Origin of the sequence: Achromobacter sp. 2789STDY5608615, from assembly GCF_001298995.1 — a bacterium.
In the GTDB taxonomy this organism is placed as follows: Bacteria; Pseudomonadota; Gammaproteobacteria; order Burkholderiales; family Burkholderiaceae_B; genus Achromobacter; species Achromobacter insuavis.
In genome coordinates this window covers 17,090-44,086 of sequence record NZ_CYTY01000001.1, presented here as the reverse complement: position 1 = coordinate 44,086, position 26,997 = coordinate 17,090, and the positions used below count along the sequence as shown (strand labels likewise).

Annotated in this window: 29 protein-coding genes; 10 read left to right on the top strand and 19 right to left on the bottom strand. The window is 67.6% G+C overall.

Features of this window, described 5'->3' with window-relative positions; all coding sequences use genetic code 11:
- From maiA to AOZ49_RS00205, 3 genes are all read right to left on the bottom strand, one after another.
- Nucleotides 1-544: maleylacetoacetate isomerase (gene maiA, locus AOZ49_RS00215; protein WP_054473895.1), on the bottom strand; the 544-nt coding region annotated here is incomplete at its 3' end.
- 50 nt (nucleotides 545-594) lie between these two features.
- A complete protein-coding gene (gene ispH, locus AOZ49_RS00210; RefSeq protein WP_054429447.1) occupies nucleotides 595-1,572 on the bottom strand; it encodes a 4-hydroxy-3-methylbut-2-enyl diphosphate reductase in 978 nt (325 codons plus the stop codon).
- Nucleotides 1,572-2,048 carry an FKBP-type peptidyl-prolyl cis-trans isomerase gene (locus AOZ49_RS00205; RefSeq protein ID WP_175142229.1) on the bottom strand — a complete coding sequence of 159 codons (477 nt, stop codon included), beginning with the start codon at nucleotides 2,046-2,048 and terminating at the stop codon, nucleotides 1,572-1,574. The genes ispH and AOZ49_RS00205 overlap by 1 nt, the downstream gene beginning before the upstream one ends.
- Nucleotides 2,049-2,099: 51 nt before the next feature.
- Between AOZ49_RS00205 and radC the strand changes: the two genes are divergently transcribed.
- The 6 genes from radC to AOZ49_RS00175 all read left to right on the top strand — a co-directional run bounded on the left by radC (nucleotide 2,100) and on the right by AOZ49_RS00175 (nucleotide 8,281).
- Nucleotides 2,100-2,777: a RadC family protein gene (radC, locus tag AOZ49_RS00200; RefSeq protein ID WP_054429448.1), complete on the top strand. Its 678-nt coding sequence runs from the start codon at nucleotides 2,100-2,102 to the stop codon at nucleotides 2,775-2,777.
- Between the two features lie 89 nt (nucleotides 2,778-2,866).
- Nucleotides 2,867-3,496, top strand: coding sequence for an arylformamidase (gene kynB, locus AOZ49_RS00195; protein WP_054473894.1), 630 nt, complete (start codon nucleotides 2,867-2,869; stop codon nucleotides 3,494-3,496).
- Between the two features lie 210 nt (nucleotides 3,497-3,706).
- Nucleotides 3,707-4,555: a tryptophan 2,3-dioxygenase gene (kynA, locus tag AOZ49_RS00190; protein ID WP_054429450.1), complete on the top strand. Its 849-nt coding sequence runs from the start codon at nucleotides 3,707-3,709 to the stop codon at nucleotides 4,553-4,555.
- 201 nt (nucleotides 4,556-4,756) lie between these two features.
- Nucleotides 4,757-5,023, top strand: coding sequence for a type B 50S ribosomal protein L31 (locus AOZ49_RS00185; protein ID WP_006388310.1), 267 nt, complete (start codon nucleotides 4,757-4,759; stop codon nucleotides 5,021-5,023).
- 124 nt (nucleotides 5,024-5,147) lie between these two features.
- Nucleotides 5,148-6,878, top strand: coding sequence for an ArnT family glycosyltransferase (locus AOZ49_RS00180; RefSeq protein WP_054473893.1), 1,731 nt, complete (start codon nucleotides 5,148-5,150; stop codon nucleotides 6,876-6,878).
- A complete protein-coding gene (locus AOZ49_RS00175; protein ID WP_054473892.1) occupies nucleotides 6,875-8,281 on the top strand; it encodes an MATE family efflux transporter in 1,407 nt (468 codons plus the stop codon). Before AOZ49_RS00180 ends, AOZ49_RS00175 begins: the two co-directional genes overlap by 4 nt.
- A 114-nt stretch (nucleotides 8,282-8,395) precedes the next feature.
- Here the strand turns inward: AOZ49_RS00175 and paaK are convergent, their stop codons facing one another.
- From paaK to paaA, 9 genes are all read right to left on the bottom strand, one after another.
- On the bottom strand, nucleotides 8,396-9,712 hold the full coding sequence (paaK, locus tag AOZ49_RS00170) for a phenylacetate--CoA ligase PaaK (RefSeq protein ID WP_054473891.1): 1,317 nt from the start codon (nucleotides 9,710-9,712) through the stop codon (nucleotides 8,396-8,398).
- A gap of 93 nt (nucleotides 9,713-9,805) precedes the next feature.
- The gene (gene paaI / locus AOZ49_RS00165) at nucleotides 9,806-10,279 is read right to left on the bottom strand and encodes a hydroxyphenylacetyl-CoA thioesterase PaaI (RefSeq protein WP_054473890.1); all 474 of its coding nucleotides are present in this window, start codon (nucleotides 10,277-10,279) and stop codon (nucleotides 9,806-9,808) included.
- The gene (gene paaG, locus AOZ49_RS00160; protein WP_054473889.1) at nucleotides 10,279-11,067 is read right to left on the bottom strand and encodes a 2-(1,2-epoxy-1,2-dihydrophenyl)acetyl-CoA isomerase PaaG; all 789 of its coding nucleotides are present in this window, start codon (nucleotides 11,065-11,067) and stop codon (nucleotides 10,279-10,281) included. The genes paaI and paaG overlap by 1 nt, the downstream gene beginning before the upstream one ends.
- 14 nt (nucleotides 11,068-11,081) lie before the next feature.
- A complete protein-coding gene (gene paaN / locus AOZ49_RS00155) occupies nucleotides 11,082-12,746 on the bottom strand; it encodes a phenylacetic acid degradation protein PaaN (RefSeq protein WP_054429456.1) in 1,665 nt (554 codons plus the stop codon).
- A gap of 45 nt (nucleotides 12,747-12,791) precedes the next feature.
- Nucleotides 12,792-13,880, bottom strand: a complete 1,089-nt coding sequence (gene paaE / locus AOZ49_RS00150; RefSeq protein ID WP_054429457.1) for a 1,2-phenylacetyl-CoA epoxidase subunit PaaE — start codon at nucleotides 13,878-13,880, stop codon at nucleotides 12,792-12,794.
- A 14-nt stretch (nucleotides 13,881-13,894) separates the two neighbouring features.
- Nucleotides 13,895-14,395, bottom strand: a complete 501-nt coding sequence (paaD, locus tag AOZ49_RS00145; RefSeq protein WP_156349980.1) for a 1,2-phenylacetyl-CoA epoxidase subunit PaaD — start codon at nucleotides 14,393-14,395, stop codon at nucleotides 13,895-13,897.
- A 2-nt stretch (nucleotides 14,396-14,397) separates the two neighbouring features.
- Nucleotides 14,398-15,162, bottom strand: coding sequence for a 1,2-phenylacetyl-CoA epoxidase subunit PaaC (paaC, locus tag AOZ49_RS00140; RefSeq protein WP_054429458.1), 765 nt, complete (start codon nucleotides 15,160-15,162; stop codon nucleotides 14,398-14,400).
- 15 nt (nucleotides 15,163-15,177) lie between these two features.
- Nucleotides 15,178-15,462 carry a 1,2-phenylacetyl-CoA epoxidase subunit PaaB gene (gene paaB / locus AOZ49_RS00135; protein WP_006388300.1) on the bottom strand — a complete coding sequence of 95 codons (285 nt, stop codon included), beginning with the start codon at nucleotides 15,460-15,462 and terminating at the stop codon, nucleotides 15,178-15,180.
- Nucleotides 15,463-15,550: 88 nt separating this feature from the next.
- Nucleotides 15,551-16,540 (bottom strand): 1,2-phenylacetyl-CoA epoxidase subunit PaaA, encoded by a 990-nt coding sequence (gene paaA / locus AOZ49_RS00130; RefSeq protein ID WP_054429459.1) that lies wholly within the window; start codon nucleotides 16,538-16,540, stop codon nucleotides 15,551-15,553.
- 172 nt (nucleotides 16,541-16,712) lie between these two features.
- Between paaA and paaX the strand changes: the two genes are divergently transcribed.
- Nucleotides 16,713-17,657 carry a phenylacetic acid degradation operon negative regulatory protein PaaX gene (gene paaX / locus AOZ49_RS00125; protein WP_054473888.1) on the top strand — a complete coding sequence of 315 codons (945 nt, stop codon included), beginning with the start codon at nucleotides 16,713-16,715 and terminating at the stop codon, nucleotides 17,655-17,657.
- Here paaX and AOZ49_RS00120 read toward each other — a convergent pair.
- Both AOZ49_RS00120 and orn read right to left on the bottom strand, forming a co-directional pair.
- On the bottom strand, nucleotides 17,640-18,275 hold the full coding sequence (locus AOZ49_RS00120) for an NAD(P)H-hydrate epimerase (RefSeq protein ID WP_054429461.1): 636 nt from the start codon (nucleotides 18,273-18,275) through the stop codon (nucleotides 17,640-17,642). The genes paaX and AOZ49_RS00120 overlap by 18 nt on opposite strands.
- Before the next feature lie 34 nt (nucleotides 18,276-18,309).
- On the bottom strand, nucleotides 18,310-18,855 hold the full coding sequence (orn, locus tag AOZ49_RS00115; protein ID WP_054429462.1) for an oligoribonuclease: 546 nt from the start codon (nucleotides 18,853-18,855) through the stop codon (nucleotides 18,310-18,312).
- Nucleotides 18,856-18,931: 76 nt separating this feature from the next.
- Between orn and AOZ49_RS00110 the strand changes: the two genes are divergently transcribed.
- Entirely contained in the window at nucleotides 18,932-20,182 is a 1,251-nt protein-coding gene (locus tag AOZ49_RS00110) for a M48 family metallopeptidase (protein WP_049072380.1), read from the top strand.
- Nucleotides 20,183-20,184: 2 nt separating this feature from the next.
- Nucleotides 20,185-21,141, top strand: coding sequence for a ribosome small subunit-dependent GTPase A (gene rsgA / locus AOZ49_RS00105; protein WP_054473887.1), 957 nt, complete (start codon nucleotides 20,185-20,187; stop codon nucleotides 21,139-21,141).
- A 30-nt stretch (nucleotides 21,142-21,171) separates the two neighbouring features.
- Here the strand turns inward: rsgA and AOZ49_RS00100 are convergent, their stop codons facing one another.
- Both AOZ49_RS00100 and rplS read right to left on the bottom strand, forming a co-directional pair.
- Nucleotides 21,172-21,903, bottom strand: a complete 732-nt coding sequence (locus tag AOZ49_RS00100; RefSeq protein WP_054429464.1) for a CoA pyrophosphatase — start codon at nucleotides 21,901-21,903, stop codon at nucleotides 21,172-21,174.
- A gap of 123 nt (nucleotides 21,904-22,026) precedes the next feature.
- Nucleotides 22,027-22,407, bottom strand: a complete 381-nt coding sequence (gene rplS, locus AOZ49_RS00095; protein WP_006218237.1) for a 50S ribosomal protein L19 — start codon at nucleotides 22,405-22,407, stop codon at nucleotides 22,027-22,029.
- Between the two features lie 234 nt (nucleotides 22,408-22,641).
- On the opposite strand from rplS, the gene AOZ49_RS00090 reads away from it, so the two are divergent.
- Nucleotides 22,642-23,514 carry a DMT family transporter gene (locus AOZ49_RS00090; RefSeq protein WP_006393647.1) on the top strand — a complete coding sequence of 291 codons (873 nt, stop codon included), beginning with the start codon at nucleotides 22,642-22,644 and terminating at the stop codon, nucleotides 23,512-23,514.
- 86 nt (nucleotides 23,515-23,600) lie between these two features.
- Here AOZ49_RS00090 and AOZ49_RS00085 read toward each other — a convergent pair whose 3' ends face one another.
- The 3 genes from AOZ49_RS00085 to AOZ49_RS00075 all read right to left on the bottom strand — a co-directional run bounded on the left by AOZ49_RS00085 (nucleotide 23,601) and on the right by AOZ49_RS00075 (nucleotide 26,986).
- The gene (locus tag AOZ49_RS00085) at nucleotides 23,601-24,062 is read right to left on the bottom strand and encodes a hypothetical protein (protein ID WP_054429465.1); all 462 of its coding nucleotides are present in this window, start codon (nucleotides 24,060-24,062) and stop codon (nucleotides 23,601-23,603) included.
- A gap of 72 nt (nucleotides 24,063-24,134) precedes the next feature.
- Complete coding sequence (locus AOZ49_RS00080; protein WP_054473886.1) at nucleotides 24,135-25,475, bottom strand: PA0069 family radical SAM protein; 1,341 nt, start codon at nucleotides 25,473-25,475, stop codon at nucleotides 24,135-24,137.
- Between the two features lie 212 nt (nucleotides 25,476-25,687).
- A complete protein-coding gene (locus AOZ49_RS00075) occupies nucleotides 25,688-26,986 on the bottom strand; it encodes a sulfate adenylyltransferase subunit 1 (RefSeq protein WP_054429467.1) in 1,299 nt (432 codons plus the stop codon).
- Between the last annotated feature and the right edge of the window lie 11 nt (nucleotides 26,987-26,997).

Genomic DNA, 26,997 nt, shown 5'->3' with positions numbered 1-26,997 from the left:
CGCATTCGAAGCGGCGCGCGTTGGCCACCTGCGGCACCAGGCACAGATCGGCGATGGTCGGCGTGTCGCCATGGCAGAACGCGCCGGTGGCGGCCGAGCCGGCCAGCTGCGCTTCCAGGGCTTCCAGCCCCTGGCGCACCCAGTGCTGGTACCAGGCCGTCTTGGCGGCCTCGTCCACGCCCAGCGTGTGCTTCAGGTATTTCAACACCCGCAGGTTGTTCAGCGGATGGGTATCGCAGGCGATACCCAGCGCCAGGTCGCGCACGCGCGCGCGGCCGATCGCGTCGGCCGGCAGCAGCGGCGCCTGCGGATGCGTTTCCTCGAGGTACTCGATGATGGCGAGCGACTGGCCGATGACCGCATCGCCATCGACCAGCGTGGGCACCAGCGCGGTCGGGTTGACCTTGCGATAGTCGGCCGACAATTGCTGGCCGCCGTCCTTGAGCAGGTGCACCGCCAGGTATTCGTACGGCAGGCCCTTCAGGTTCAGCGCGATGCGCACGCGATACGCGGCCGAGCTGCGGAAATAGCTGTACAACTGCATGGAGTCTCCTCGATTCTTGTTCTGCGCGACGCCCGCGGCGGGCGTCGCGCTCATTCCAGCGATTCGGTCTGCGCGGCCTTGCGCGACAGGCCCTTGGGCAGCGGGAACGCCACGTTCTCTTCCAGGCCCGGCATGGTGCGCACCGACACCGCGCCCAGTTCCTTGACCCGCGCGATCACCTGCTGCACCAGGATCTCGGGCGCCGACGCGCCGGCGGTCACGCCGATGCGCTTGCGGCCCTCGAGCCAGGCCGGGTCGATGGAATGCGCGCCGTCGATCAGGTACGACGCCACGCCCTTGCGGTCCGCCACTTCGCGCAGGCGGTTGGAATTGGAGCTGTTGGGGCTGCCGACCACCAGCACCAGGTCGCACTCGGGCGCCAGCACCTTGACCGCGTCCTGGCGGTTCTGGGTGGCGTAGCAGATGTCGCTTTTCTTGGGCTCGACGATGCTGGGAAAGCGCGCCTTGAGCGCCTTGGACACGGCCGCGGCGTCGTCCACCGACAGCGTGGTCTGCGTGACGTACGCCAGGTTCTCGGGATCGGTGACCTGCAGGCTGGCCACGTCGTCGACGGTCTCGACCAAATACATGCCGCCCTGGGCCTGGCCCAGCGTGCCTTCGACTTCCGGATGGCCCTTGTGGCCGATCATGATGATCTCGCGGCCGGCCGCGCGCATGCGGGCCACCTCGATGTGCACCTTGGTCACCAGCGGGCAGGTGGCATCGAACACCTGCTGCCCGCGCGCCTCGGCTTCGGCCCGCACCGCCTTGGACACGCCATGGGCCGAGAACACCACGATGGCGCCGGAAGGCGCATCGTCCAGTTCGTCGATGAAGATGGCGCCCTTGGCGCGCAGGTCTTCGACCACGTAGCGGTTGTGGACGATCTCGTGGCGCACGTAGATCGGCGCGCCGTGCAGCTCGAGCGCGCGCTCGACGATGTCGATGGCGCGATCGACGCCGGCACAGAAGCCGCGCGGCTGCGCCAGCAGGACTTCGGCGCCGGCGGCGGTGACAGCCTGGCTCATCAGAGAACTCCCAGCAGCGCCACGTCGACCCGCAAGCTGATGCCCGCGAGCGGGTGGTTGAAATCGAACAATGCCGATTCCTCGTTGATTTCCTTCAGGACGCCCGAATAGCGGCCGCCGTTGGGCGCCGCGAACTCGACCAGGTCGCCGGGCTCGAAGGTGGCGTCGGCGCCGGCGTGCTCGGCGAGCATCTTGCGCGTGACGCGCTGGATCAGCTCGGGGTTGCGGTCGCCATAGGCGTCGGCCGGCTCCAGCGTGACGCTGAAGCGGTCGCCCTCGGCCTTGCCCAGCAAGGCGGTCTCCAGGCCCGGCGCCCATTGGCCGCTGCCCATCTGCAGCGTGGCGGGACGGCCGTCGAAAGTATCGGTGAACACCGAATCCTTGCCGGGGCCCGAAGCCAGGGTGATGCGGTAATGCAGCGTCAGGTAGGAGTCCGGACGGACCAAAACATTCATTTCGTTAGAGGCGATGCTCAAGATCTGCCACCGTAGTCAGACAGTAAGTGAACCCTGATTTTAGAGCCTCTTATGAAATTGTCTGTCCAGGTGTCCAAACACGAGCGTCCCCGCGAGCGCCTGCTGCGCCTGGGCGCCTCGTCGTTACAAAATACCGAGCTGCTCGCCATCGCCCTGCGCACCGGGGTGCCCGGGCTGAATGTGCTGGACCTTTCCAGCCAGCTGCTGGACCGGTTCCGCGGCCTGCGCGGGCTGCTGGGAGCCTCCCCGGAAGAGCTGCTGGCCGTGCCCGGCCTGGGCACGGCCAAGGCCTGCGCCCTGGCGGCGATCCTGGAACTGGCCAAGCGCGCCATCGAGGAAGAACTGACGCTCGCCAGCACTCTCGACCATCCTTCGCGGGTGAAACAATATTGCAAGGTCACGCTGGCCCACCGCCGGGTCGAACATTGCATCGCGCTCTACCTGGACAGTCAGCTGCGGCTGATCGCCAGCGGCGAACTGGCGCGCGGCACGCTGTCGCAGGCCTCGGTCTATCCGCGCGAGGTGGTGCGCGAGGCCCTGCGCCATCACGCGGCGGCCCTCATCATCGCCCACAACCACCCGTCCGGCCTGGCCCAGCCCAGCGCCGCCGACCTGGCGTTCACCCGCCACCTGAAGCAGGCGCTGGCGCTGGTCGACGTCGCCCTGGTCGACCACCTGATCGTCGCCGGCGACGAAGTCGCCTCGATGGCGGAACACGGCCGCATGTAAGGCTGCGCCCGCGGCGGGAATTCGTTAGACTACGGCCCGATATTGTTTTAGGCTTAACCTAATTTCCGCTTCCGCGACCTCGCGCCTCCATGAAACGCCTGTGGGATATCTCCCCTCCCGTCTCCACGGCTTCGCCCGTGTTTCCTGGCGATACGCCGTATCGCCAGCAATGGAAGTGGTCGCTCGAACCCGGCTGTCCGGTCAACGTCAGCGAAATCACGATGTCGCCGCACGTCGGCGCGCACGCCGATGCGCCGCTGCACTACCAGAACGGCGGCGCCGCCATCGGCGCGGTCTCGCTCGAACCCTTCCTGGGCCCCTGTCGCGTCATCCACGCCATTGACTGCGGGCCACTGATCACCCCGGAGCACCTGCTCCACGCCGCCAACAACCTGCCCCCGCGCATCCTGGTGCGTACCGCCAAGCATGCCGCGCAGGAATGGTGGACGGACGACTTCTCGGCCTACGCGCCCCAGACCATCGAATGGCTGGCCGAACGCGGCGTCATGCTGATCGGGTTGGACACCCCCAGCATCGACCCCGCGTCCAGCAAGACCCTGGACAGCCATCACGCCATCCTGCGGCACGACATGCAAGTACTGGAGAACCTGGTGCTCGACGACGTGCCGGAGGGCGATTACGAACTGATCGCACTGCCGCTGGCTTTGATCCAGGCTGACGCCAGCCCGGTGCGCGCCGTCTTGCGCGAACTGGGCTGATACCGGCCACCGGGCAGGCTGCGCGCGAGACGCGGCGCGATGAGCGCGCCGCCCCGTCACGCGCGGCCCGCCTTTTCGAAGAAGCACGACCATGAACACTCCCTCCGATCCGCGCATGGCGCTTGCCTGCGCCCGCCTGCCGCATTCCGGCTGGCGCAGCCTGCCCGCCTCGGCCCGCCGCGCTGCCCCGCCCTGCCAGGGAGGCCGCGCATGAGCCAGAGCCAACGCCCCGAAGACATCGTCCGCGAGGAAAAGGCGCAGCTGGATTTCACGCGCGACATGACCTACGGCGATTACCTGCACCTGGACGAACTGCTGGGCGCGCAGCATCCGCTCTCGCCCGAGCACAACGAGATGCTGTTCATCATCCAGCACCAGACCAGCGAGCTCTGGATGAAGCTGATGCTGCACGAGTTGCGCGGCGCCATCGCCAACCTGGCGGCGGACCGCCCGCAGCCGGCCTTCAAGATGCTGGCCCGGGTCAGCAAGATCATGGAACAGCTGGTCCACGCCTGGGACGTGCTGGCGACCATGACGCCGCCCGAGTATTCCGCCCTGCGCCCCTACCTGGCGCGCTCCAGCGGCTTCCAGAGCTACCAGTACCGCCAGATCGAATTCCTGCTGGGCAACAAGAACGCCGCCATGCTCAAGCCGCACGCGCATCGCGCCGACCTGCTGGCGCAGGTGCAGCAGGCCTACGAGACGCCGTCGCTGTATGACGAATCGCTGCGCCTGCTGGCGCGGCACGGCGTGGCGGTCCCCGCCGACCGCCTGGAACGCGACTGGACCCAGCCCTACCAGGCGTCGGAAGGCGTCGAGCAGGCCTGGCTGACGGTCTACCGCGACACCGACCGCTACTGGGACCTGTACCAGCTGGGCGAGAAACTGACTGACCTGGAAGATGCCTTCCGCCTGTGGCGTTTCCGCCACGTCACCACGGTCGAGCGCGTCATCGGCTTCAAGCGCGGCACCGGCGGCACCTCGGGCGTGGATTACCTGCGGCGCATGCTGGAGGTAGTGCTGTTCCCGGAGATCTGGAAACTGCGCACCGATCTCTGATCGTCGCTTCGATCCGTCCCCGGATGAAAAATCCGGGCCTCCCCACGCGGACGGCCCGGATTGCCTGTTCCGGCCCGGCGATCCCATGCTAGAATGCACAGTTACTTTTCGGATACGTGGCAAGAACGCCTGAAAAAGCGATTCGTGCTGGCGACCCTAACTTTTGACATGACTCCCTTGAGGGAGTCCTAGGAAAGCACCATGAAAGAAGGCATTCACCCCGAATACCGCGAAGTCGTCTTCGCCGACCTGCAAACGGGCAGCAAGTTCATCACCCGCTCGACCGTGCAAACGCGCGAAACCATCGAACTCGATGGCAAGACGTACCCGCTCTTCAAGTGCGACGTGACCTCCGAATCGCACCCGTTCTACACGGGCGCCCAGACGCGTATCGTCGAAACCGGCCGCGTGGAAAAGTTCCGCGCCCGTTTCGCCCGTACCGCCGGCACGGTCAAGTCCGCTTCCTGATCCTGTCGCTCCTACGGGAGTCACAGCAAAAAGGCAGCCTCCGGGCTGCTTTTTTTTCCCCTGATCCCGCTCCTACGCAAACCGGGGGCTGGCGCTTCCCGATCACTCGGTTACATTAACGCCCGTGTCCCCACTTTCCATTTCCACTCCGGCCCGGCTGACGTCCGTGGCCACCGCGAAACTGCCCAGGCTGATTCTGCTTGGGCTGGCGCTGGCGTACATCATCGCCGGCCTGTTCATGCGCGACCCGTGGAAAACGGACGATGCGGTCGGCCTGGCGACCATGATCACCGCCATCCGTGAAGGCGGGATCACCTGGCTGCTGCCGCAAGTGGGGCACCTGGCTCACGCCGAGGAAGGCCCGCTGATCACCTGGATCGGCGCGATCAGCATCTGGCTGTTCGGCCCCTTCATCGGCGACATCACCGCCGGCCGCCTGCCCAACCTGCTGTGGTTCGGCGTGACGGCGATGAGCGTCTGGTACGGCACCTACCTGCTCGGCCGGCGCGCCGAAGCCCAGCCGCTGGCGCTGCCCTTCGGGGGCGAACCGGAGCCGCGCGACTACGGCCGCATGCTGGCCGACGCCGCGCTGCTGCTGCTGCTGGCCACCGTCGGCATCCTGCAGCGCACCCATGAGACCACGGTGGTGCCCGCCATCATGGCCTGCCAGGCGCTGGCCTTCTACTCGCTGGCGCGCACCGTGGACCGCCCCGTCACCGGCTCGACCACGCTGGGCATCGCGCTGGCCGCCAGCTTCCTCACGCGCGGCTGGATCGGCGCCCTGCCGATCATGGTCGCCGCCCTGCTCGCCTTCTATCCGCGCGGCCCGCTCTGGAAGTGCAAGCGCTGGCTGCCCTGGGCCGCGCTGGTCGCCGCCGTCCTGATCCTGGCCTGGTGGATTCCCGCCAGCCAGAGCAGCGAGTACTGGATCCGCAACTGGAAGACCTGGAACCTGGCGTCCTTCGCCGTGCCCACCTGGCACGACGTGGGCCGCACCCTGCGCGACCTGCCCTGGTACCTGTGGCCGACCTGGCCGCTGGCGCTGCTGGCCATCTGGCGCTGGCGCGCCTGGATCTACGCCCCGCACATCTGGCTGCCGCTGATGCTGCTGATCTGCTCGACCCTGGGGCTGTTCGGGCTGGACGAGGCCAGCGACTCCGAATACGTGCTGCTGGCCGTGCCCTGCGCGGTGCTGGGCGCGTTCTCGCTGCCAACCCTGCGGCGCGGCGTAGTCAACACGCTGGACTGGTTCGCGGTGATGTGTTTTTCGCTGACCGCCGCCACCGCGTGGCTCGGCTGGATCGCCCTGCACTTCCAATGGCCCGCGCAGATCTCCCGCAACATCGGCCGCCAGACGACCGGCTATGAGCCCGTCATCTCGTGGGTGGCGTTCGCGCTGGCGGTGGTCTTCACCATCGGCTGGATCGCGCTGGTGGTCTGGCGCCTGCGGGTCAAGCCGCAAGCCCTGTGGCGCGGCACCGTGCTGTCCGCCGGCGGCCTGACGGTCACCTGGATCCTGCTGGTGCTGTTGTGGCAGCCCGCGGTCGACTATGCCCGCAGCTATCGCACCGTGTCCGGCGAGCTGGCGCAGGCCCTGGAGCAGAACATCCGGCCGGGCGAATGCGTGCGCGGCCTCAGCCTGGGCAGCGGCCAGCGCGCCTCGTTCCTGATCTTCAACAACCTGACGTTCACGTTCGATTCCAAGTGCACGCTGGTGCTGCAGCAGACCACCAACCAGAGCCTGCGCGACAACACCGCCGCCTACAGCGACAGCGCCGACGTGCTGTGGCAAGGCGGCCGCCGCGCCGATCGCCAGGAAGTCTTCCGCCTGCTGCGCGTCGGCCCCACGCGATGACCCCCGTCCACGCGGCGCCGGCCAGTTTCGGCGCCACCCTGCGCGGCATCGCGAAGCAGGCCTGGCCGGTCCTGATCAGCCAATGGGCCGGCATCTCGTTCGGCGTTCTCGACACCGCCATGACCGGCCACGCCAGTGCCAATGACCTGGCGGCGATGGCCCTGTCGGCCTCCATCTACATCACCGTCTTCGTCGGCCTGATGGGCGTGGTCCACGCCCTCATCCCGATCCTGGCGCAGCACTTCGGCGCCGGCAACAACCGCGAAGTCGGCCGCAGCTGGGGCCAGGGCGTATGGCTGGCGCTGGGATTGTCGGTAGTGGGCGGCATCCTGATGCTGTTCCCGGACTTCTGGCTGTCGATGTCGGGCAACGTCGATCCCGGCGTGCGCGAGCGCATCGCTTCGTACCTGCGGGCGCTGATCCTGGCCCTGCCGGCCGCGCTGGTGTTCCGCACCATCTACGCGCTCGGCACCTCGGTCTCGCGGCCCAAGCTGGTGATGGCGATCAACCTCACCGCCATCGGCTTCAAGGCCTTCTTCAACTGGCTGTTCATCTACGGCAGCCTGGGCCTGCCCGCCATGGGCGCCACCGGCGCCGGCCTGGCCACGGCGGTGGTGTCGTGGATGAGCCTGGGGCTGGGCCTGTGGGTCATCACTCACGACCGCTACTACCGCCGCTTCCACCTGCACGTCGGCCGCCCCGACTGGAAGACGCTGAAGGAACTGCTGCGCCTGGGCATCCCGATGGGCGGCTCGTACCTGGTCGAGGTCTCGGCCTTCACCTTCATGGCGCTGCTGGTCGCGCGTGAAGGCACCTTCGTCACCGGCGGCCACCAGATCATGGCGAACCTGGCGGCGCTCTGCTACATGATGCCGATGGCGCTGGGGGTGGCCACCGCCGCCCTGACGGCGCAGGCGATCGGCGCCGGCAACCTCGCGCACGCCCATCGCACCGGCATGGCCGGCCTGGCGCTCGGGCTGATGGGCGCGCTGCTGACCGCGGCGGTGCTGCTGGCCGGCCGCCCCCTGATCCTGGCGGCCTACACCGACAACCCGCAGGTGACCGCCGTGGCCACCACGCTGCTGGCGGTGCTGCCGCTGTTCCACCTGTTCGACTCCATGCAGTGCATCAACTCGTACCTGCTGCGGGCCTACAAGGTCGCGGTGGTGCCGCTGCTGCTGCAGACCGTGGCGCTGGCCGGCGTCGGCCTGGTCGGCGGCTGGTGGTTCGGTTTCGGGCCGGGCCAAGGCGGCCTGGACGGGCTGCGCGAGATCCTGGTGCCGGGCTCGCCGCAGGGGGCGGGCAGCATGTGGCTGATGGCCATGGTCGGCCTGGCGCTGTCGGCCACGCTGCTGCACTTCTGGTACCGCCACATCGTGCGCGACGTGACGCGCCAGGCCTGACGGCGCGCCCGGCGGGAAACGGCGGCGTCGAAAAAAAAGCAGCCCGAGGGCTGCTTTTTTCATGGCGGCGTGGCCGTCCCGCCCCGTTGCCGGCGGCGGGGACGCGCAGCGCGCTCAGCCCTTCGGGCGCTTGTCGATCACGCGGCGGGCCTTGCCCGTCAACGTACGCTCGACGTGGCCGGCATCCGACACCTGGATGCGGGCGCTGACGCCGATGTGCGTCTTGACCGCGTGCTGCAGCTGCTTGCCCAGCGCCGCGCGCTCGGCGTCCGACAGGGTCGAGAACTCGGCCCGGACTTCCGTCAGGATCTCGAGTTCGTCCATATTGCCGGTGCGCGACAGCACCAGCTGGTAGTGCGGCGCCAGCTGCGCGATCTTGAGCACCAGTTCCTCGACCTGGGTCGGGAACATGTTCACGCCGCGCACGATCAGCATGTCGTCGCTGCGGCCGGTGATCTTGCCGATGCGGCGCATGCTGCGCGCGGTGGGCGGCAGCAGGCGGGTCAGGTCGCGGGTGCGGTAGCGGATGATGGGCATCGCTTCCTTGGTGAGCGAGGTGAACACCAGTTCGCCCGGCTCGCCGTCCGCCACGGGTTCGCCCGTGTCCGGATTGATGATCTCGGCGTAGAAGTGGTCTTCCCACACCACCGGGCCGTCCTTGGTCTCGACGCACTCGCTGGCCACGCCCGGGCCCATCACTTCGGACAGCCCGTAGATGTCGACCGCATCGATGCCGGCCTCGGCCTCGATGTCGGCGCGCATCTGCCCGGTCCAGGGCTCGGCGCCGAAGATGCCGATGCGCAGCGAAGTTTGACGCGGATCAATCCCCTGGCGGCGCTGCTCCTCCAGAATATTGCAGAAATAAGAGGGCGTGACCATGATGATGTCCGGACGGAAATCGTTGATCAGCTGCACCTGCTTTTCGGTCTGCCCGCCCGACATCGGGATGACGGTGCAACCCAGGCGTTCGGCGCCGTAATGCGCGCCCAGGCCGCCCGTGAACAGGCCGTAGCCGTAGGCCACGTGCACCGTGTCGCCGGGCTTGCCGCCGGCCGCGCGGATCGAGCGCGCCACCAGGTTGGCCCAGTTGTCCAGGTCGCGCTGGGTGTAGCCCACCACGGTCGGCTTGCCGGTCGTGCCGCTGGGCGCGTGGATGCGCGAGATACGCTCGCGCGGCACCGCGAACATGCCGAACGGATAGTTCTCGCGCAGTTCCTTCTTGGTGGTGAACGGGAACTTCGAAATATCCGACAGCTGCTTCAGGTCGTCGGGATGCACGCCCATCTCGTCGAACGCCTTCTTGTAGTGCGGCACGTTCTCGTAGGCGTGCTTGAGCGACCACTTCAGGCGCTCGAGCTGCAACGCGCGCAGCTCATCCTGGCTGGCATGCTCGATGGGGTCCAGCCCCGGCTTGCTCATGGTGTTGGACATGGTTATCTCTCTCCTGGAATGCATCCGCCGATCCGGGGAGCGCGCCACGCGCCCGCCTCGGCCGGCGGTCTTGTCTCTGATGGGTTGACGCGTTCAAGCCTCGGCTGGCGTGCCGACGATCTGCCCCTTGATGCGATAGGAACGGCCCCGGAACAGGGCGACATTGCGGCCGTCCTGGTTGGTGACCGTCACGTCGTACACCCCGGTGCGTCCCGCCAGCGAGCGCTCCTGCGCCACCGCGGTCAGCAGGTCGCCCTCGAAGCCGGGGGCCAGGTAATCGATGGTGCAGCCCGACGCCACGGTGCTGACGTTGCGCGAATTGCAGGAAAAGGCGAAGGCGCTGTCGGCCAGCGCGAAGATGAAGCCGCCGTGGCAGGTCCTGTGGCCGTTGAGCATGTCGGGACGCACCCGCATGGTCAGGCGCGCATAGCCCGGCGCCATTTCCTCGACCTTCATGTCCAGGCCCTGCGAGGCCGCGTCGCCGGCGTACATCACCGTGCCCACGGCCTGCGCCAGTTCCTGCGGATCGGTCGGCGCCTCGACGGGCGGAACGTGCGTGCTGCTCATCATTGCCCCTTGAACTGCGGTTCGCGTTTGCCCAGGAACGCGGCCACGCCTTCGGCGTAGTCGGCGCTGCGGCCCAGTTCGCGCATCATGTCGCGCTCCAGGTCCAGCTGCGTCGCCAGGTCATTGCCCAGGCTGGCCTGCAAGGCGCGCTTGGTATAGGCCAGGCCCTTGGTCGGCGCGCGCGAGAAGTGCTGCGCCAGGTTCTCCAGCGTGGCGTCGAACGCGTCGTCGGCCACGCATTGCCAGATCAGCCCCCAGGCCTCGGCCTGGCGCGCGCTGAGCTTGTCGCCCAGCATCGCCAGCCCCATGGCGCGGGCGCGGCCCACCAGGCGCGGCAGCACGAAGGTGCCGCCCGTGTCGGGAATCAGCCCCAGCTTGCAGAACGACTGGATGAAGTTGGCCGACTCCTTGGCGATGACGATGTCGCCGGCGAACGCGAGGTTGGCACCCGCCCCCGCCGCCACGCCGTTGACCCCGACCACCACCGGCATCGGCAGCGCGTTCAGGCGGCGCACCAGCGGCGCGTAGAACTTGTCGACGGTCTCGCCCAGGTCCGGCGGCGTGCCATCGGGCGCCGGCTTGCGCTCGCTCAGGTCCTGGCCGGCGCAGAAGCCGCGGCCGGCGCCGGTCAGCACCAGCACGCGCGCGCCCTCGGTTTCCAAGCGGGTCAGCGCGTGCGCCACTTCGCCGTGCATGTTGGCGGTGAAGCTGTTGAGCTTGTCCGGGCGGTTCAGCGTCAGGCGGGCGATGCCGTCGGCCAGTTCGAATTGGATGTCTTGGTAGGTCATGTCCGGTCCACCGCTCAGATGTGACGGCGCGTCTGCACCACGCGGAAGCGGTTGGACACGTAGGCCGAGTCGGACAGCGCCGCGTTGGCCGCCGGGTTGGCGCCAGTGCCGTGGAAGTCGCTGAAGGCCGCGGTCTGGTTGACGAACACTGCGCCGGTCAGGTTCAGCGACAGCGACACGCCGGACTCTTCCGCCGCGTCCTGCACCTGCTCGGCCACGTCGTTGCTGGTGGTGTAGGCCGACAGCGACAGCGCGCCGTGTTCGATCACGCTGTCACGCGCGATCTGGATGCTGTGCGCGGTGGAGTCGGTGGCGACCACGAAGGCGATCGGGCCGAACCATTCCTGGCTGATGGCGGCGTTGCCGGCCTCGGCGCGCAGCAGCAGCGGCGTGCGCACGCGGGCGTTCTCGAACTGCGGGTGCGTCAGCGTCTTGCTGTCGGCGACCACCGGCAGGCCCAGCGCGCGCGCCTTCTCGATGCGTTCGACGATGCCTTCGTTCTGGATCGCGCCGGTCAGTTCGACGGCCTTGGCGGCGTCGGCGCCAAGCTTGTCGACCGCGGCGCCCAGGGCGGCGGCGACCTCATCGAAGCTGACGCGGCCTTCCGGCGTCTGGATGCCGTCGCGCGGCACGTAGATGTTCTGCGGCGCCGTGCACATCTGGCCCGAGTACAGGGCCAGCGAGAACGCCAGGTTGCGCGCCACGCCCTTCAGGTCGGCGGCCGAGTCGATGATGACCTGATTGACGCCGGCCTTCTCGGTGTAGACCAGCGCCTGGCGGGCGTTGTTCTCGAGCCAGTCGCCGTTGGCGGTGCTGCCGGTGAAGTCGATGATCTTGACGGCGGGATCCAGCGCCAGCTGGCGCGCGGTGTCTTCCTCGGCGGTGTGCGCGGCCAGCAGCACCACGTCCGGGTCGAAGCCGGCCTCCTGCAGCACTTCGCGCGCCACCTTGACGGTCAGCGCCAGCGGCAGGATCGCGCCCGGGTGCGGCTTGACGATGACGGTGTTGCCGGTCGCCAGGCTGGCGAACAGGCCGGGATAGCCGTTCCAGGTCGGGAAGGTCGAGCAGCCGATCACCAGCGCCACGCCGCGCGGCACCACGGTGAAGTGCTTTTCCATGCGGATGGGATCATTCTTGCCCTGCGGCTTTTCCCAGATGGCGACGCCGGGGATGCGCGACATTTCCTGCCAGGCGTAGGCCACGGCCTCGAAGCCGCGGTCCTGCGCGTGCGGGCCACCGGCCTGGAAGGCCATCATGAAGCCCTGGCCGGTGGTGTGCTGCACCGCGTAGGCCATCTCGAAACTCAGCTTGTTCAGGCGCGCCAGGATTTCCAGCGAAACGCCCACCCAGGCCTGCGGGCCGGCGCGGCGCCAGTCCTGCAACGCGCGCTTGGACGCGGCCACCAGCTTGGCGGCCGGCACGTGCGGATAGGTGATGCCCAGGTCGAAGCCAAAGGGCGACTTTTCGCCGCCGACGGTGCCGTCGGCGTCGTGCAGGTTCAGCGGAAACGGCTTGCCGCGCAGCGCCTCGAAGGCGGCGCGGCCGTCGTCATTGGCGGTCTCGCCATAGTTGCGGGGGCTGGGCGACTCGGCAAACGGGCTCCAGTAGCCGCGCAGCGCGGCGGCGGCCAGGGCTTGTTCCAGCAGGGGCTGATGGCGTTCGAAGAATTTCTGGGACACTGCGTCTCTCCAAATGGAATAGGGGTCTGACTGGCGCGCGCCGGGTCAGGTTTCCTGGTCGAAGTCGATCACCAGGCGGTCGCTGACCGGAAAGCTCTGGCAGCTCAGGATAAAGCCTCGCGCCACTTCGTAGTCTTCCAGGGCGAAGTTGGCATCCATGTCCACTTCGCCCTCGACCACCTTGCAACGGCAGGTGGAACACACCCCGCCCTTGCACGAATACGGCAGCTCGATGCCCTGCGCCAGCGCCGAATCCAGCACGCTGTCTTTGTTCTTGTCGATCACGAACTTGCGGCTGTGGCCGTCCTGCACCACGGTCACCTCGCACTGGCCCTTGCCGGGCGCCTGGCGGGCGTCCTGCCCCGTGCGCAACGCGCGCGGCCCCTTCGGGGCGCCGAACAGTTCGAACTTGATGTTCGACTTCGGAATGCCGCGGGCCTGCAGCCGCTCGACCACGCTCTCGGTCATGGTCTGGGGACCGCAGACAAAAGCGTAGTCGATATCCTCGGGGCTCATCCAGGCCGACATCAGCTGGTCGACCTTGTCGCCGTCCAGGCGGCCGTTGAACAGCTCGATGTCCTGGGTTTCGCGGCTCATGACGTAGACCAGCGAGAAGCGGTCCATGTACAGGTTCTTCAGGTCCTCGATCTCTTCGCGGAACAGCACGGCCGACGAGGCGCGGTTGCCGAAGAACAGCGTGAACTTGCTGTTCGGTTCGGTCGACAGCGCGGTCTTGACCAGCGAGAACACCGGCGTGATGCCGCTGCCGACCGCGAAGGCGACGTAGTGGCGCTGGTTCTGCGGCGCGAAATCGACGGTGAAGTTGCCGGCCGGCGCCATCACTTCCAGCGTCTGGCCCGGCTGCAGCTCGTGATTGGCCCAGCTGGAGAAGACGCCCTCATCGACCTTCTTGATCGCCACGCGCAGCAGCTTGTCGCGCGGCGCCGAACAGATCGAATAGGAACGGCGCAGCTCCTCGCCGTTGAGCTGCGTGCGCAGCGTCAGGTACTGGCCCGGCAGGAAGGCGAATTCATCGGCCAGCGTATCGGGCAGGTCGAACGTCACGACCACCGCGTCGCGCGTGTTGCGCGCCACCGAGGCCACTTTCAGGGGGTGGAATTGGTTCAGGCTCATTTTCGAAACCACTCTCAGTGAGTCTTGAAATAATCGAACGGCTCGCGGCAGCTGACGCAGCGGTACAGCGCCTTGCACGAGGTCGATCCGAAGTTGCTGACCAGGCGCGTGTCGCGCGAGCCGCAGCGCGGGCACTCGATGGCGGGCCCGGCGTTGCGCCGGCTGATGCCCGAGATGTCGATGGCCTGTTGCGCGGGCGCGGCGATGCCGTAGTCCTTGAGCGCGGCGCGGCCCTTCTCGCTCATCCAGTCGGTGGTCCAGGCGGGTGACAGGCGGGTCTCGACGCGCACCTCGCCGATGCCGTGGCGCGCCAGCACCTGGCGGATGTCTTCGGTGATCTCGCGCATCGCGGGGCAGCCGGAGTAGGTCGGCGTGATGACGACGACGCAGGCGTCGCCCTCGAACGCGACGTCCCGCACCACGCCCAGGTCCACCACCGACAGCACGGGGATCTCCGGATCGGGGACCTCCTGCAGCCAGGCGTAGACCTGCTCGATGGACGCGGACGCCAGCATGTTCACCACGTCGCTCCCGGATAGGCGCGCGGCAGGTACTGCATTTCCGCCAGCACGTAGCCCAGCTCCTCGGTGTGCCGGCCCTGGCGGCCGCCGCTATGGGCCGGATGGTTCGCCGCCGCGGCGTCGGGCACCTTCAGCGTGGCTTCCTCAAGCACTTCGCACACATGCTGTTCCCAGGGCGTGCGCAGCGCGGCCAGTTCACAGCCGATGCCGCGCGCCGCCATGTCCTGGTCGATCGCGTCGTCGGTGAACAGTTCGCCGGTGAAGCGCCAGGCGTCGTCGATCGCCGCCTGCATCTTGGCGTGGCTGATCTCTGTGCCGTCGCCCAGGCGCACCACCAGGTCGGACGAGCGCCGCACGTGGTAGGTCACTTCCTTGAGCGACTTGGCGGCGATGCCGGCCACGCGTTCGTCCGACGATTGCGCCAGGCGCTGCAGCAGGAAGTAGTGCCAGACGTCGAACAGGAACTGCCGCGCCATGGTGTCGGCGTAGTTGCCGTTGGGCCGTTCGACCAGCAGCGCGTTGTGGAACTGGTGGGCGTCGCGCAGGTAGGCCAGCGCGTCTTCGTCGCGGCCCGCGCCTTCGACCTCGCCGGCCAACGTCAGCCACATGCGGGCCTGGCCCAGCAGGTCGAGCGCGGTGTTGGTCAGCGCCAGGTCCTCTTCCAGGATCGGGCCATGGCCGGTCCAGGCGCCCAGCCGCTGCGACAGGATCAGCGACGTGTCGCCCAGGCGCAGCAGGTATTCAAAGAAAGTCTTGTCCATGTCTCCCCCGCCGCCTTACATGTGCTTGATTTCTTCAGGCATCGGGAAGAACGTGGGATGCCGGTAGACCTTGCTGTTGGCCGGCTCGAACAAGGGATCCTTGTCGCCCGGGCTGCTGGCGGAGATGTCGGAGGCGCGCACCACCCAGATGCTCAGGCCTTCGTTGCGGCGGGTATAGACGTCGCGGGCGTGATTGATCGCCATTTCGGCGTCGGGCGCGTGCAGGCTGCCGACGTGCTTGTGCGCCAGGCCGTGCTGGCTGCGGATGAACACTTCCCACAGAGGCCAGTCTTTGCTCATGATGGATATCCTCGGATGCCGGGCGCGCGTCGCGCTCCGGGTATGGATGAGTAAGGAGTTGGAAGGCCGGGCGCCGCCCGGCCGAAGCTCAGGCCGCCTTGCGCTCGGCCTGCTTGTCGGCGTGGGCGACCAGCGCCTCGCGCACCCAGGCGCCGTCTTCGTGCGCCTTGACGCGCGCCGCCAGGCGTTCGCGGTTGCACGGGCCGTTGCCCTTGAGCACGGCGTAGAACTCGCTCCAGTCGATCTCGCCGAAGTCGTAGTGGCCGCGCTCGGCGTTCCACTTCAGCTCGGGATCGGGGACGGTCAGGCCCAGGTATTCGGCCTGCGGCACGGTCTGGTCGACCATCTTCTGGCGCAGTTCGTCGTTGGAGAACAGCTTGATCTTCCAGGCCATGGACTGGGCGCTGTTGGGCGAGTCCGCGTCGGACGGGCCGAACATCATGAGCGCCGGCCACCACCAGCGGTTCAGCGAGTCCTGCACCATCGCCTTCTGTTCGGGCGTGCCGTGCAGGCACATCTGCATCAGCAGGTCGTAGCCCTGGCGCTGGTGGAAGGACTCCTCCTTACAGACCCGCACCATGGCGCGGGCGTAGGGGCCGTAGGAGCAACGGCACAGCGGGATCTGGTTGATGATGGCCGAGCCGTCGACCAGCCAGCCGATCATGCCGATGTCGGCCCAGCTGAGCGTGGGGTAATTGAAGATGCTGGAGTACTTGGCGCGGCCGGCATGCAGGTCGTCGATCAGGTCGTCGCGCGACACGCCCAGGGTCTCGGCGGCGCTGTACAGGTAGAGGCCGTGGCCGGCTTCGTCCTGCACCTTGGCCAGCAGGATGGCCTTGCGCTTGAGCGACGGGGCGCGGGTGATCCAGTTGCCTTCGGGCAGCATGCCGACGATTTCGGAGTGCGCGTGCTGCGAGATCTGGCGCACCAGGGTCTTGCGGTAGGCCTCGGGCATCCAGTCCTTGGCCTCGATCCGCACGCCATCGTCGATGCGGCGCTGGAACGTCTGTTCGCGGCCTTCGAGCTGGTCCGCGGTCTTGACCTGCTTGACGCCGGTTTCGACGAGTTGAGCGTACATGGTTGTCTCCTTGAGACGGTTTGCGATAGCGCAAAGCAAACGCCGCGCAGTGCCGTCATGTCATAGGCGGATTATTTAATACAAAAAAACCATTGTCAAACTCAAATCTGTATCACATTGGATTTATGTATCATATCGAGGATCCCGATATCGGCCGTTCCCGGCCTCCCTTATGGCAAACCCTCAGTCGCCCCTGGACCGCTACCTGTCACGCCTCATCAAGAGCGATCCGCCGCGCGCCAAATCGCTCTGCGTCAGCCTGCTGGGCGACGCCCTGGCGCCCCATGGCGGCGCCATCTGGCTGGGCGACCTGATCGAGCTGCTGGCGCCCCTGGGCATCAACGAACGCCTGCTGCGCACCAGCGTGTTCCGGCTGGTGGCGCAGAACTGGCTGCAGTCCGAGCGCCACGGCCGCCGCAGCCTCTACCTGATTTCCGAACAAGGCCTGCGCCACACGGCGCACGCCTCGCAGCGCATCTACGTGGGCGCGCCGCGGGACTGGAACGGGGAATGGACGCTGGTGGCGCTGCCGCGCACCGGCAACGGGCTGGCCGAGCGCGCGGAACTGCGGCGCGAGCTGGTCTGGGAAGGGTTCGGCATGATCGCGCCGGGCCTGTTCGCCCACCCGCACACCGAAGCGCGCGCGGCGCACGACATCCTGGAAAAGCTGGGCATCCCGAACAAGGCGCTGGTGCTGTCGGCGCGCGACCTGGCCGGCGCCGGCGGCCTGCCGATCGCCAGCCTGGCCTCGCAGTGCTGGAACCTGGACGACGTGGCCGAGCAGTACCGGCAGTTCACCCGTAATTTCGGACCATTGGAAAAGTTGCTGGAGACGCCGCCGTCGCCATCCGATGCCTTCATCACCCGTGTGATGCTGCTGCACAATTGGCGCCGGATCGTGCTGCACGATCCCCACCTGCCCGGCCCCATGCTGCCCGACAACTGGCCCGGCCATGCGGCGCGCGAGATCTGCGGCCGCATCTACTGGCAGGTGTTCGACGCCTCGGAAGCGCACCTGAACACCCTGGCCGGCCGCGACAACGAACGCTACACGCCGCTGGCCGCCGACATCGCCGCGCGCTTCGGCGGCCGCCCGGGCTCAGGCGCCGGCGCCTGACTGCGGCAGGGTCACGCCCAGCGTCTCCAGGTGGGACTCGCCGACGGCGCCAGCCGTGGCATCCGCGAGCGTCAATCCCCTTGCCCGGCCAATGAAGGAGAGCGTCCAACGCGCCCGGATGGGCCGGCCCAGGGCCGCGCCGGTGTCGGCATCGATGCCGCTGGGCACATCCAGCGCCAGCACCGGCGCGTTCCAGGCGTTGACGCGGTCCACCAATGCCTGCCAGTCCGGCCCCAGGGGACGGTTCAGGCCAATCCCGAACAGGCCGTCGATGACCAGGTCCGGCGCCGCATCGGGCGTCAACAGGCGACTGGTGGCGCCCCCCGCCGCGATCCAGCCGGCATGAGCAAGCGCGGCGTCGGCGGGCAGGGACTGCGCGCCCGAGGGCAGCACGACCCGCAAGTCGTACCCCATTTCATGCAGGCGGGTCGCCGCGACCAGGGCATCGCCGCCATTGTTGCCCGGGCCGGCCAGCGCCAACACCCTGGCCCCAGGCGCGAACCGGGCCGCGACGAAACGCGCCGCGGCCGCCCCGGCCAGCGGCATGAGCCGCCGTCCCCGGGCCAGGGCCTCGTGTTCGGCGGCGCGAATGACGGCAACGGGATGGGATGACGGCATGACGGCTCGCAGGCAGGCGCCGCCGACGGGCGGCTTACACCTTCAGGAAGTGTTCGCGGTAGTACTTCAGTTCGTCGATCGACTCATAGATGTCGGCCAGCGCTTCGTGGCGGCTCTTCTTCTCGAAGCCCTTGTACACGGCCGGCGCCCAGCGGCGCGCCAGTTCCTTGAGCGTGCTGACATCCAGGTTGCGGTAGTGGAAGAATTGCTCCAGGCGCGGCATGTAAGCAAACATGAAGCGGCGGTCCTGGCTGATGGTGTTGCCGCACAGCGGCGACTTGCCGGCCGGCACGTGCTGCGCGAGAAACGCCAACAGCGTATCCTCTGCCTGCGCTTCGGAAATCGTCGAGGCGCGGACCTTGTCGATCAGGCCGCTCTTGCCGTGGGTGGATTTGTTCCAGCTGTCCATGGCGTCGAGCTGGCTGTCCGATTGGTGCACGACCAGCACGGGGCCTTCGGCGACCACGGTCAGGTCGGCCTCGGTCACCACCACGGCGACCTCGATGATGCGCTCTTTCTCAGGGTCCAGGCCGGTCATTTCCATATCGAGCCAGACCAGGCGATTTTCGTTCACAGCCATATAATTTGCCTATAAAAGACGCGATTTTCAAACCCGCGATTTTCGCACATACCCATTTGAGCCGGCCGTATCGCCCATGTTCACATTGCTGTTCGTTGCCTTCCTGCTGACCGATATCGCCGTGCGCATGTGGCTGGCCAGTCGCCAGATCCGCCACGTGGCGCGCCATCGCGACCAGGTACCGCCGGAATTCTCCCACCGGATCGGCCTGGCGAGCCACCAGCGCGCCGCCGACTACACGGTCGCCAGGGTCAGGCTGGGCATGTTCGAACGCACCTATGATGCCATCCTGCTGATCTGCCTGACGCTGATGGGCGGCCTGCAGCTCATCGACCTGTGGGTAGGCCAGCTTACCAGCAATGACTTCCTGCGCCAGATGCTGCTGCTGGTGGCCGTGGCGCTGCTGCTGGGCCTGCTGGGGCTGCCCTTCACGCTGTGGCGGCAGTTCAAGCTGGAGGCCCGCTTCGGTTTCAACCGCATGACGCCCGAACTGTTCATCTCGGATGCGGCCAAGGGCCTGCTGGTGGCGGCGGTGCTGGGGCTGCCGCTGGCGGCCGCGGTGCTGTGGCTGATGGGCAGCGCGGGGCAATACTGGTGGATCTGGGCCTGGGCGCTGTGGACGGCGTTCAACCTGGCGCTGCTGATCGTCTACCCGATGTTCATCGCCCCGCTGTTCAACAAGTTCACGCCGCTGTCCGATCCCGAGCTGGCGGGCCGCATCCAGCGCCTGGCGCAGCGCTGCGGCTTCGCGCTCAACGGCCTGTTCGTGATGGACGGCTCGCGCCGCTCGGCCCACGGCAACGCCTATTTCACCGGCTTCGGCCGCTCGCGCCGCATCGTGTTCTTCGATACGCTGCTGGCGCGCCTGAACGCCGACGAGATCGAGGCGGTGCTGGCGCACGAGCTGGGCCATTTCGCCAAGCGCCACATCATCAAGCGCATCCTGTTCAGCTTCGCCGCCGCGCTGGGCTTTTTCGCCATCCTGGGCTGGGTCGCGCAGCAGCCGTGGTTCTACGTGGGCCTGGGCGTGCTGCCGCAACTGGGCGGACGCAACGACGCCATGGCGCTGCTGCTGTTCTTCCTGGCCATTCCCGTTTTCACCTTCGTCTTCACGCCGCTGGCCAGCTGGTATTCGCGCCGCGACGAGTTCGAGGCCGACCGCTACGCGGCCGAGCAGAGCTCGCCCGACCGCCTGGTGTCCGCCCTGGTCAAGCTCTACGACGACAACGCCGCCACCCTGACTCCCGATCCCGTGCACTCCGCCTTCTACGACAGCCATCCCCCCGCCGCCGTGCGCATCCGCCACCTGACGGCGCCCGCGGCATGAGCATGAACGACCGGAACAAGGCCGCCTTCCAGGACGCGCCCCAAGGCAGCGCGCCCGCCAACGCCGCCAACGAAGGCCGCATCATCGCGGCGCACGGCCGCCATTACACCGTCGAACTGGCCGACGGCAGCCTGCGCAAGTGCTTTCCGCGCGGCAAGAAAGCCGGCGCCGCCGTCGGCGACCGCGTCCGCATCACGCCCCAGGGCCAGGACGAAGGCGCCATCGACGCCATCCTGCCGCGCCGCAACCTGCTGTACCGCTCCGATGAAATGCGGTCCAAGCAGTTCGCCTGCAACGTCGACCAGTTGCTGATCGTGGTGGCGGTGCAGCCGACCTTCTCCGACGATCTCACCGGCCGCGCGCTGGCCGGCGCCTGGAGCGCCGGCATCGAGCCGCTGATCATCCTGAACAAGACCGATATCGTCGACGCGCTGCCCGCGGCCCGCGCCCGCCTGGCGCCGATCGCCGCGCTGGGCGTGGACATCATCGAACTGAGCGCGCTGGAACCCGAAAAGGTCCACACGCTGCTGGCGCCGCGCCTGGCCGGCCGCACCAACCTGCTGCTGGGGCAAAGCGGCATGGGCAAGTCGACCCTGCTGAACGCGCTGGTGCCGGACGCCGCCGCGCCCACCCGCGAGCACTCGACCGCGCTGGACATGGGCAAGCACACCACCACCAGCACGCGCCTCTATCACCTGCCCGCGCCAGGCGGCGACCTGATCGACTCGCCGGGTTTCCAGGCCTTCGGCCTGCAGCACCTGAGCCGCGAGGACATCATCCGCGGCTTTCCGGAGTTCACCAAGCCGATCGAGTCGTGCCGTTTCTATAACTGCACCCATCGCCACGAGCCGGGCTGCGGAGTGGTCGCGGCGCTGGACGCGGGCGCGATCGACCCGGCGCGCTACGCGCTGTACCTGCGGATCCTGGACGAGAATCTGGCGGGGCAGCAGCGTTATTGACGCGGCAGGCCGGCACGGCGGTCCGCGGTCTCAGCGCGGCTGGAAGCCGTTGCGCAGCAGGTGGTACAGGTTGCGCAGCATGCCGGCGGTGGCGCCCCAGATGAAGTGCCGGCCATAGGGCATGCCGTAATAGTGGCGCACCCGACCGTCTTCGAGCCGCGCCTCGTACAGGCGGTGATTGGCCGGGTCCATCAGGAACGACAGCGGCACCTCGAACACCTCGGCCACTTCGAACGCATCCGGCGCCAGCTGGAAGCCGGGGGTCACCAGCGACACCACGGGAATGATCGAGAAACCGGTGGCCGTCAGGTACGGCGGCATGCTGCCCAGCACCTCGACGTGGTTGGCCGGCAGGCCGGTTTCCTCCTGCGCCTCGCGCAGGGCGGCGTCGATCGGCGTTGCGTCGCTGGTTTCGATGCGGCCGCCGGGAAAGCTGATCTGGCCGGCGTGATCGTGCAGATGCGCCGCGCGCTGGGTCAGCATGATGTGCACGCCGTTCTCGCGCGTCACCAGCGGAATCAGCACGGCCGCCGGCACCGGCGTGCCTTCGCGGCCCGGATAGCGCAGGTCGTTGTCGCGTGACAGCTCGAGCGTCCAGGTAGACGGCTGGCTGAGCGTGCCGCGCAGCTGGTCGGGCGTCAGCAGGCCGGACGGCACCGCCGGCAGGGAATCGTTGGCGACGACCCAGGGTTGCGACGCCGGATCGAATCCGGGACGCGCCAGTGGCCGTCGTGGCCGAGCGGAAGACGAGGAATCAGACATTCGGCTTTTCAAAAAGAAAAAGGCACCCTCGCAGGTGCCTTTTTAACCCGGAAACCCGTGCCGAACGAAAACGCTGGATGGCGTGTGCGTCCGACACTGGTAGGGCCGTGTGCCGATAAGCGATCAAGCCGCCGAGGCTTGCTTGCTGACCAGCTTTTCCTTGATACGCGCCGACTTGCCCGAGCGGTTGCGCAGGTAGTACAGCTTGGCGCGGCGCACGTCGCCGCGGCGCTTGACTTCGATGCCGGCGATTTGCGGCGAGTACAGCTGGAACGTACGTTCCACGGCTTCACCCGACGAAATCTTGCGCACGGTGAACGCGGAGTTCAGGCCGCGGTTGCGCTTGGCGATCACGACGCCTTCGAAAGCCTGCACGCGCTTGCGGGTGCCTTCGACGACGTTCACGCTCACGATGACGGTGTCACCAGGAGCAAATTCAGGCTTGGCTTGGCCGCCGGTCAGGCGGGCAATCTCTTCCTGTTCCAGGATAGCGATAAGGTTCATTGAGAACTCCTAGATCATCATGCCTTTGCGGACTAAAAAAGCTTTGCCGTTCGATGTTGTTCACGCCCGCCAAAAAGGCCAGGCCATGTACCGCAAGCAGAGGATGAGATTTGGCAAACCAATGATTCTACACCAAAAATTGGCCGACGCCTCAGGTAACATGGCGCCCTGCCCGCGGGTTTGCGGTACCCTAGCGGTTTCTGTAACAAACACGTCATAAGACGCTGTTCCCTCATGTCGTATTCGTCCCTGTTATTGGTCGTCCTGGCGGCGATGGCCCACGCAACGTGGAATCTGCTAGCCAAGCGCGCGGCCATGGTGGGCGCTCCCTTCGTCTTCGCCTACGGGCTGTGCGCCTCGGTGCTGTATGCGCCGTGGGTCGTGTGGGTGCTGCTGCATGACGGCATGACCTGGACCTGGCCCGTGGTCGGGGCGATCCTGACCTCCAGCCTGTTGCATCTGGGCTACAGCCTGTGCCTGCAGCGCGGCTATCAGGTCGCGGACCTGTCGGTGGTGTATCCGATCGCCCGCGGCACGGGCCCCCTGCTCTCGACCACCGGCGCCTTCCTGCTGCTGCGCGAACCGGCCACCACCACCGGCATCGCCGGCATGCTGTGCGTCGTGATCGGGGTGCTGCTGATCGCCACCCAGGGACGGCTGTCGATTTTCCGCAACGCCCAGGCCTGGGTGGGCGTGCGCTGGGGCATGGTGATCGGCCTGTTCATCGCCGCCTACACCGTGGTGGACGCCTATGGCGTCAAGGTGCTGCTGATCAGCCCGGTGCTGTTCGACTGGTTCACCTGTGTCACCCGCACCGCCATGATGACCCCGCACATGGTGAAGCGCCGCGCCCAGGCTTGGGAACTGATGCGAGGCCACTGGCACCTGGCGCTGGCGGTGGGCCTGCTGTCGCCGCTGGGCTACATCCTGGTGCTGTATGCCCTGCGCAACGGCGCGCCGCTGAGCCTGGTGGCCCCGGCGCGGGAAATGTCGATGATGCTGGGCACCTTGGCCGGCATGTTCCTGCTGCGCGAGAAAGTCGGCCCCGGCCGCCTGGCGGGCTGCCTGTCGATCCTGGCGGGCGTGGTGCTGCTGGGCTCGACCTGACGCCGCGCCGGCATCGTGCGCGGGCCGGCGCCGCCTTCAATCTGGATATCGTGCCGAGGGTGTTGACCCCGGGCACTACCGTCGCCTCAGAAGCCGCCGGCCACGCCGAGCCACATGAGGGCGGGAATCATCGCGCCCCACGCCAGCACCAGCACCACGTCCAGCACCATGCTTTTGACGCTGACCTGATCCGACACCGGTTCGACCGTGGCGTTGCCCAGGCTGCGCTCGCGCGGCGCCTGGACGACGTTGCCGACCGGTGCGGCATCAGCCGCGGCCGGCGGAAACGGCCACCTGCCGGGCAGCGTACCCGCCCGCTTGCGCGGCTCGACTTGCGCAGGCGTCGCCACCCCGCCGGCGATGGGCGCGGCGAGATCGATGGACGCGGCGCCATCCGCATGGCCGCCCGCCGGCGCGGCCGACCAGGGCATGGCCAGCCCCGTGAAACGGGCATAGACGGCGCGGGCGCGTTGCGCCGCGCGACGCAACGGCGTCAGGGAAACGGCGGCGAGATCATCCGGCAGGACGGAAAGCTGAGCGGTGTTCATGAGGAACTCCTAGTAACGCGGTCAAGAACCACGGCAACGCGCCGCGGCGGCAACCCACGGCCGGGCCGTGGGTCAATCGAACAACGACAATTGCCCGGCAACCATGGCGCGCAATTGGCGCGCGCCGCGCCCATAGGCGCCGGCGACCGGCAAGGCACTGGGAAAAGGGCCCCCTGAAGACGCTTTCGCGCCAGCCGGGGATGGGGAAACGGGGGCGCCGGCTGCGGCCGGCGGGAACAAGGCGGCGGAACCGCCGGCGGACGCCGGCGGCTGGAAGCGGTCGCAATCGAGCGCCAGCCGGTGGCGGTTCAGACCGAGCTTGCGGGTGGCCACGGCGAAGCGCTGGCGCAGCAGGTCGGCCCAGATGCCGGTGCCGCGCATGCGCGAACCGAAGTTGGGATCGTTGCGGCGGCCGTTGCGCAGGTCTTCGATGCGATGGAGCACGCGTTGGGCGCGATCCGGGAAGTGGGCGTTGAGCCAGTCCTCGAACAGGGTTTTGACTTCCCAGGGCAGGCGGATGACGGTGTAGCTGGCGTAGTGCGCGCCGGCCGCCTTGGACTCCTGCAGGATGTGCTCCATGGCGTCATCGTTGATGAACGGGATCACGGGCGCCACCAGCACGCCGACCGGCACGCCGGCGGCGGTCAGGTTGCGCACGGCTTCCAGGCGGCGCCAGGGGGCGGCCGCGCGCGGCTCGAGCGTGCGGGCCATGTCGGCGTCCAGCGTGGTGATGCTCATGTAGACCACCACCAGCTTGTGCTCGGCCAGCGCGGCCAGCAGATCGAGGTCGCGGGCCACCAGGGCGTTCTTGGTGACGATGGTGACCGGGTGGCGGGTTTCGAGCATCAGCTCGAGCATGCCGCGCGTCAGGCGCCAGTCGCGCTCGATGGGCTGGTAGGCGTCGGTGGCCGAGCCGATGTTGATGGGCGACGGCTTGTAGCCGGGGCGGCTGATCTCCGCCCGCAGCGCCTCGACCGCGTTGGCCTTGGCCACCAGCCGGGTCTCGAAATCGAGGCCGGGGGAATAGCCCAGGTAGGAGTGGGTCGGGCGGGCGTAGCAATAGACGCAGCCGTGCTCGCAGCCTCGGTAGGGATTGACGGCCACGTCGAAGGGGATGTCGGGCGAATCGTTGCGCGACAGGATCTTGCGGGCCTCTTCGGCCGTGACGATGGTCTTGGGGGCGGCGGGCGCCCGGCGGACGTCGGGCAGGATGGGGATGACGGAAGTATTGGGGACAGCATCGACGAAATCAGCCGGGAGGCCCGAAGCGGACCAGCCATCGTCGACCTGCACGCGGTCATCTTTCTGGAAGCGATGCCGAACATTAGTAACCGCACCCCGACCGCGCAAGGCGGCGGGGGCGGCAGCCGGGGACCCAGAACCGGCGGGAAAAGAATGATCGGTGCGTGCCATGAAAACTACTGTACAAAAACACAGTGGTTTTGACAAGCACCAAAAGCCTTTTCGTAAGACAGCCCCACTTTACCGCAAGACGAAGACGGCGTCCGGACAATTCGATTTCATCTTGCGATATCGCCCGGAAACCCGCGCCAGCATTGGATTTGGAATAAAAACAACACCCAAAAACCGGTACGGGGCGGACCCTTCCCGCCCCGACTTGCGGTTTACCGAAGCATGCCCGCCGCCGCGGTCTGATGCGTGGCTTCGTCGATCAGGATGAAGGCGCCGGTGGCGGGCACATCGGCGTATCGATCGACCGCCAGCGACTCGCGCGTGGTGAACGCGACGCGGCCGATGTCGTTCATGCGCAGCGTGCCTTCGGTGTTCTCCACTTCCTGCAGTTCGTGGATGTCGCGATGCGATAGCACCGCGCGGATCTTCGCCGACGTCAGTCGCGTGCCATGCTTGAGCAAATACTTGCGCGCGGGGTTGAGCGCCTGCGCATCGAGCCAGCAGAGCTCCGCTTCGAACTCGCGCGCGACCTGCGCCGGCGCGGCCGCGTGCACGATCACGTCGCCGCGCGACACGTCGACGTCGCGGTCCAGCACCAGCGTGACCGAGTCGCCCGCCACCGCTTCATCGAGCGCGCGATCGAACAGCCGCACTTCCTGCACGCGCGCCGTCACGCCCGACGGCTGCACCACGATCTCATCGCCGGGGCGCAGCACGCCGCTGGCGATGCGGCCGGCGTAGCCGCGGAAATCGTCCTTGCGGCTGCCGTCGTGGCGCGCCACCCATTGCACCGGAAAGCGCAGCGGCCCCGCGCCGCCGTCACCAGCCAGCTCCAGCGATTCCAGCAGCGTCAGCAGCGGCTGGCCGGCATACCACGGCGTCTTGTCCGACCGCGTCACCACGTTGTCGCCGTTCAGCGCCGACAAAGGCAGCGCGTCGAAGTGCGCGATGCCGAGCTTGTCCGCCAGATCGGCGTAGGCGTCGCGGATGCGCTCGAACACGGCCGGGTCCCAGTCCACCAGGTCCATCTTGTTGACGGCCACCACAATGTGGCGGATGCCCAGCAGGCGGGCGATGGTGCTGTGGCGCTTGGTCTGCGGCAGCAGCTTGCCGTCGGCCGCGCGAGTGGCGTCGATCAGGATCACGGCGACGTCGGCGGTGGAGGCGCCGGTGACCATGTTGCGGGTGTACTGCTCGTGGCCGGGCGCGTCGGCGATGATGAACTTGCGCGCCGGGGTCGAGAAGTAACGGTAGGCCACGTCGATGGTGATGCCCTGCTCGCGCTCGGCCTCCAGGCCGTCCGTCAGCAGGGAGAAGTCGATGCCGCCCTCGGCCACGCGCTTGTACTTGGCGCGCGAGATGGCGTCGAGCTGGTCGGCGAACACGCCCTTGCTGTCATACAGCAGGCGGCCGATCAGCGTCGACTTGCCGTCGTCGACCGAGCCCGCGGTGATCAGGCGCAGCACGCCCGTGCCGGCGCCGGAAAGAAAAGAATCGTTTACTGCGTTCATATGCGTCCCCT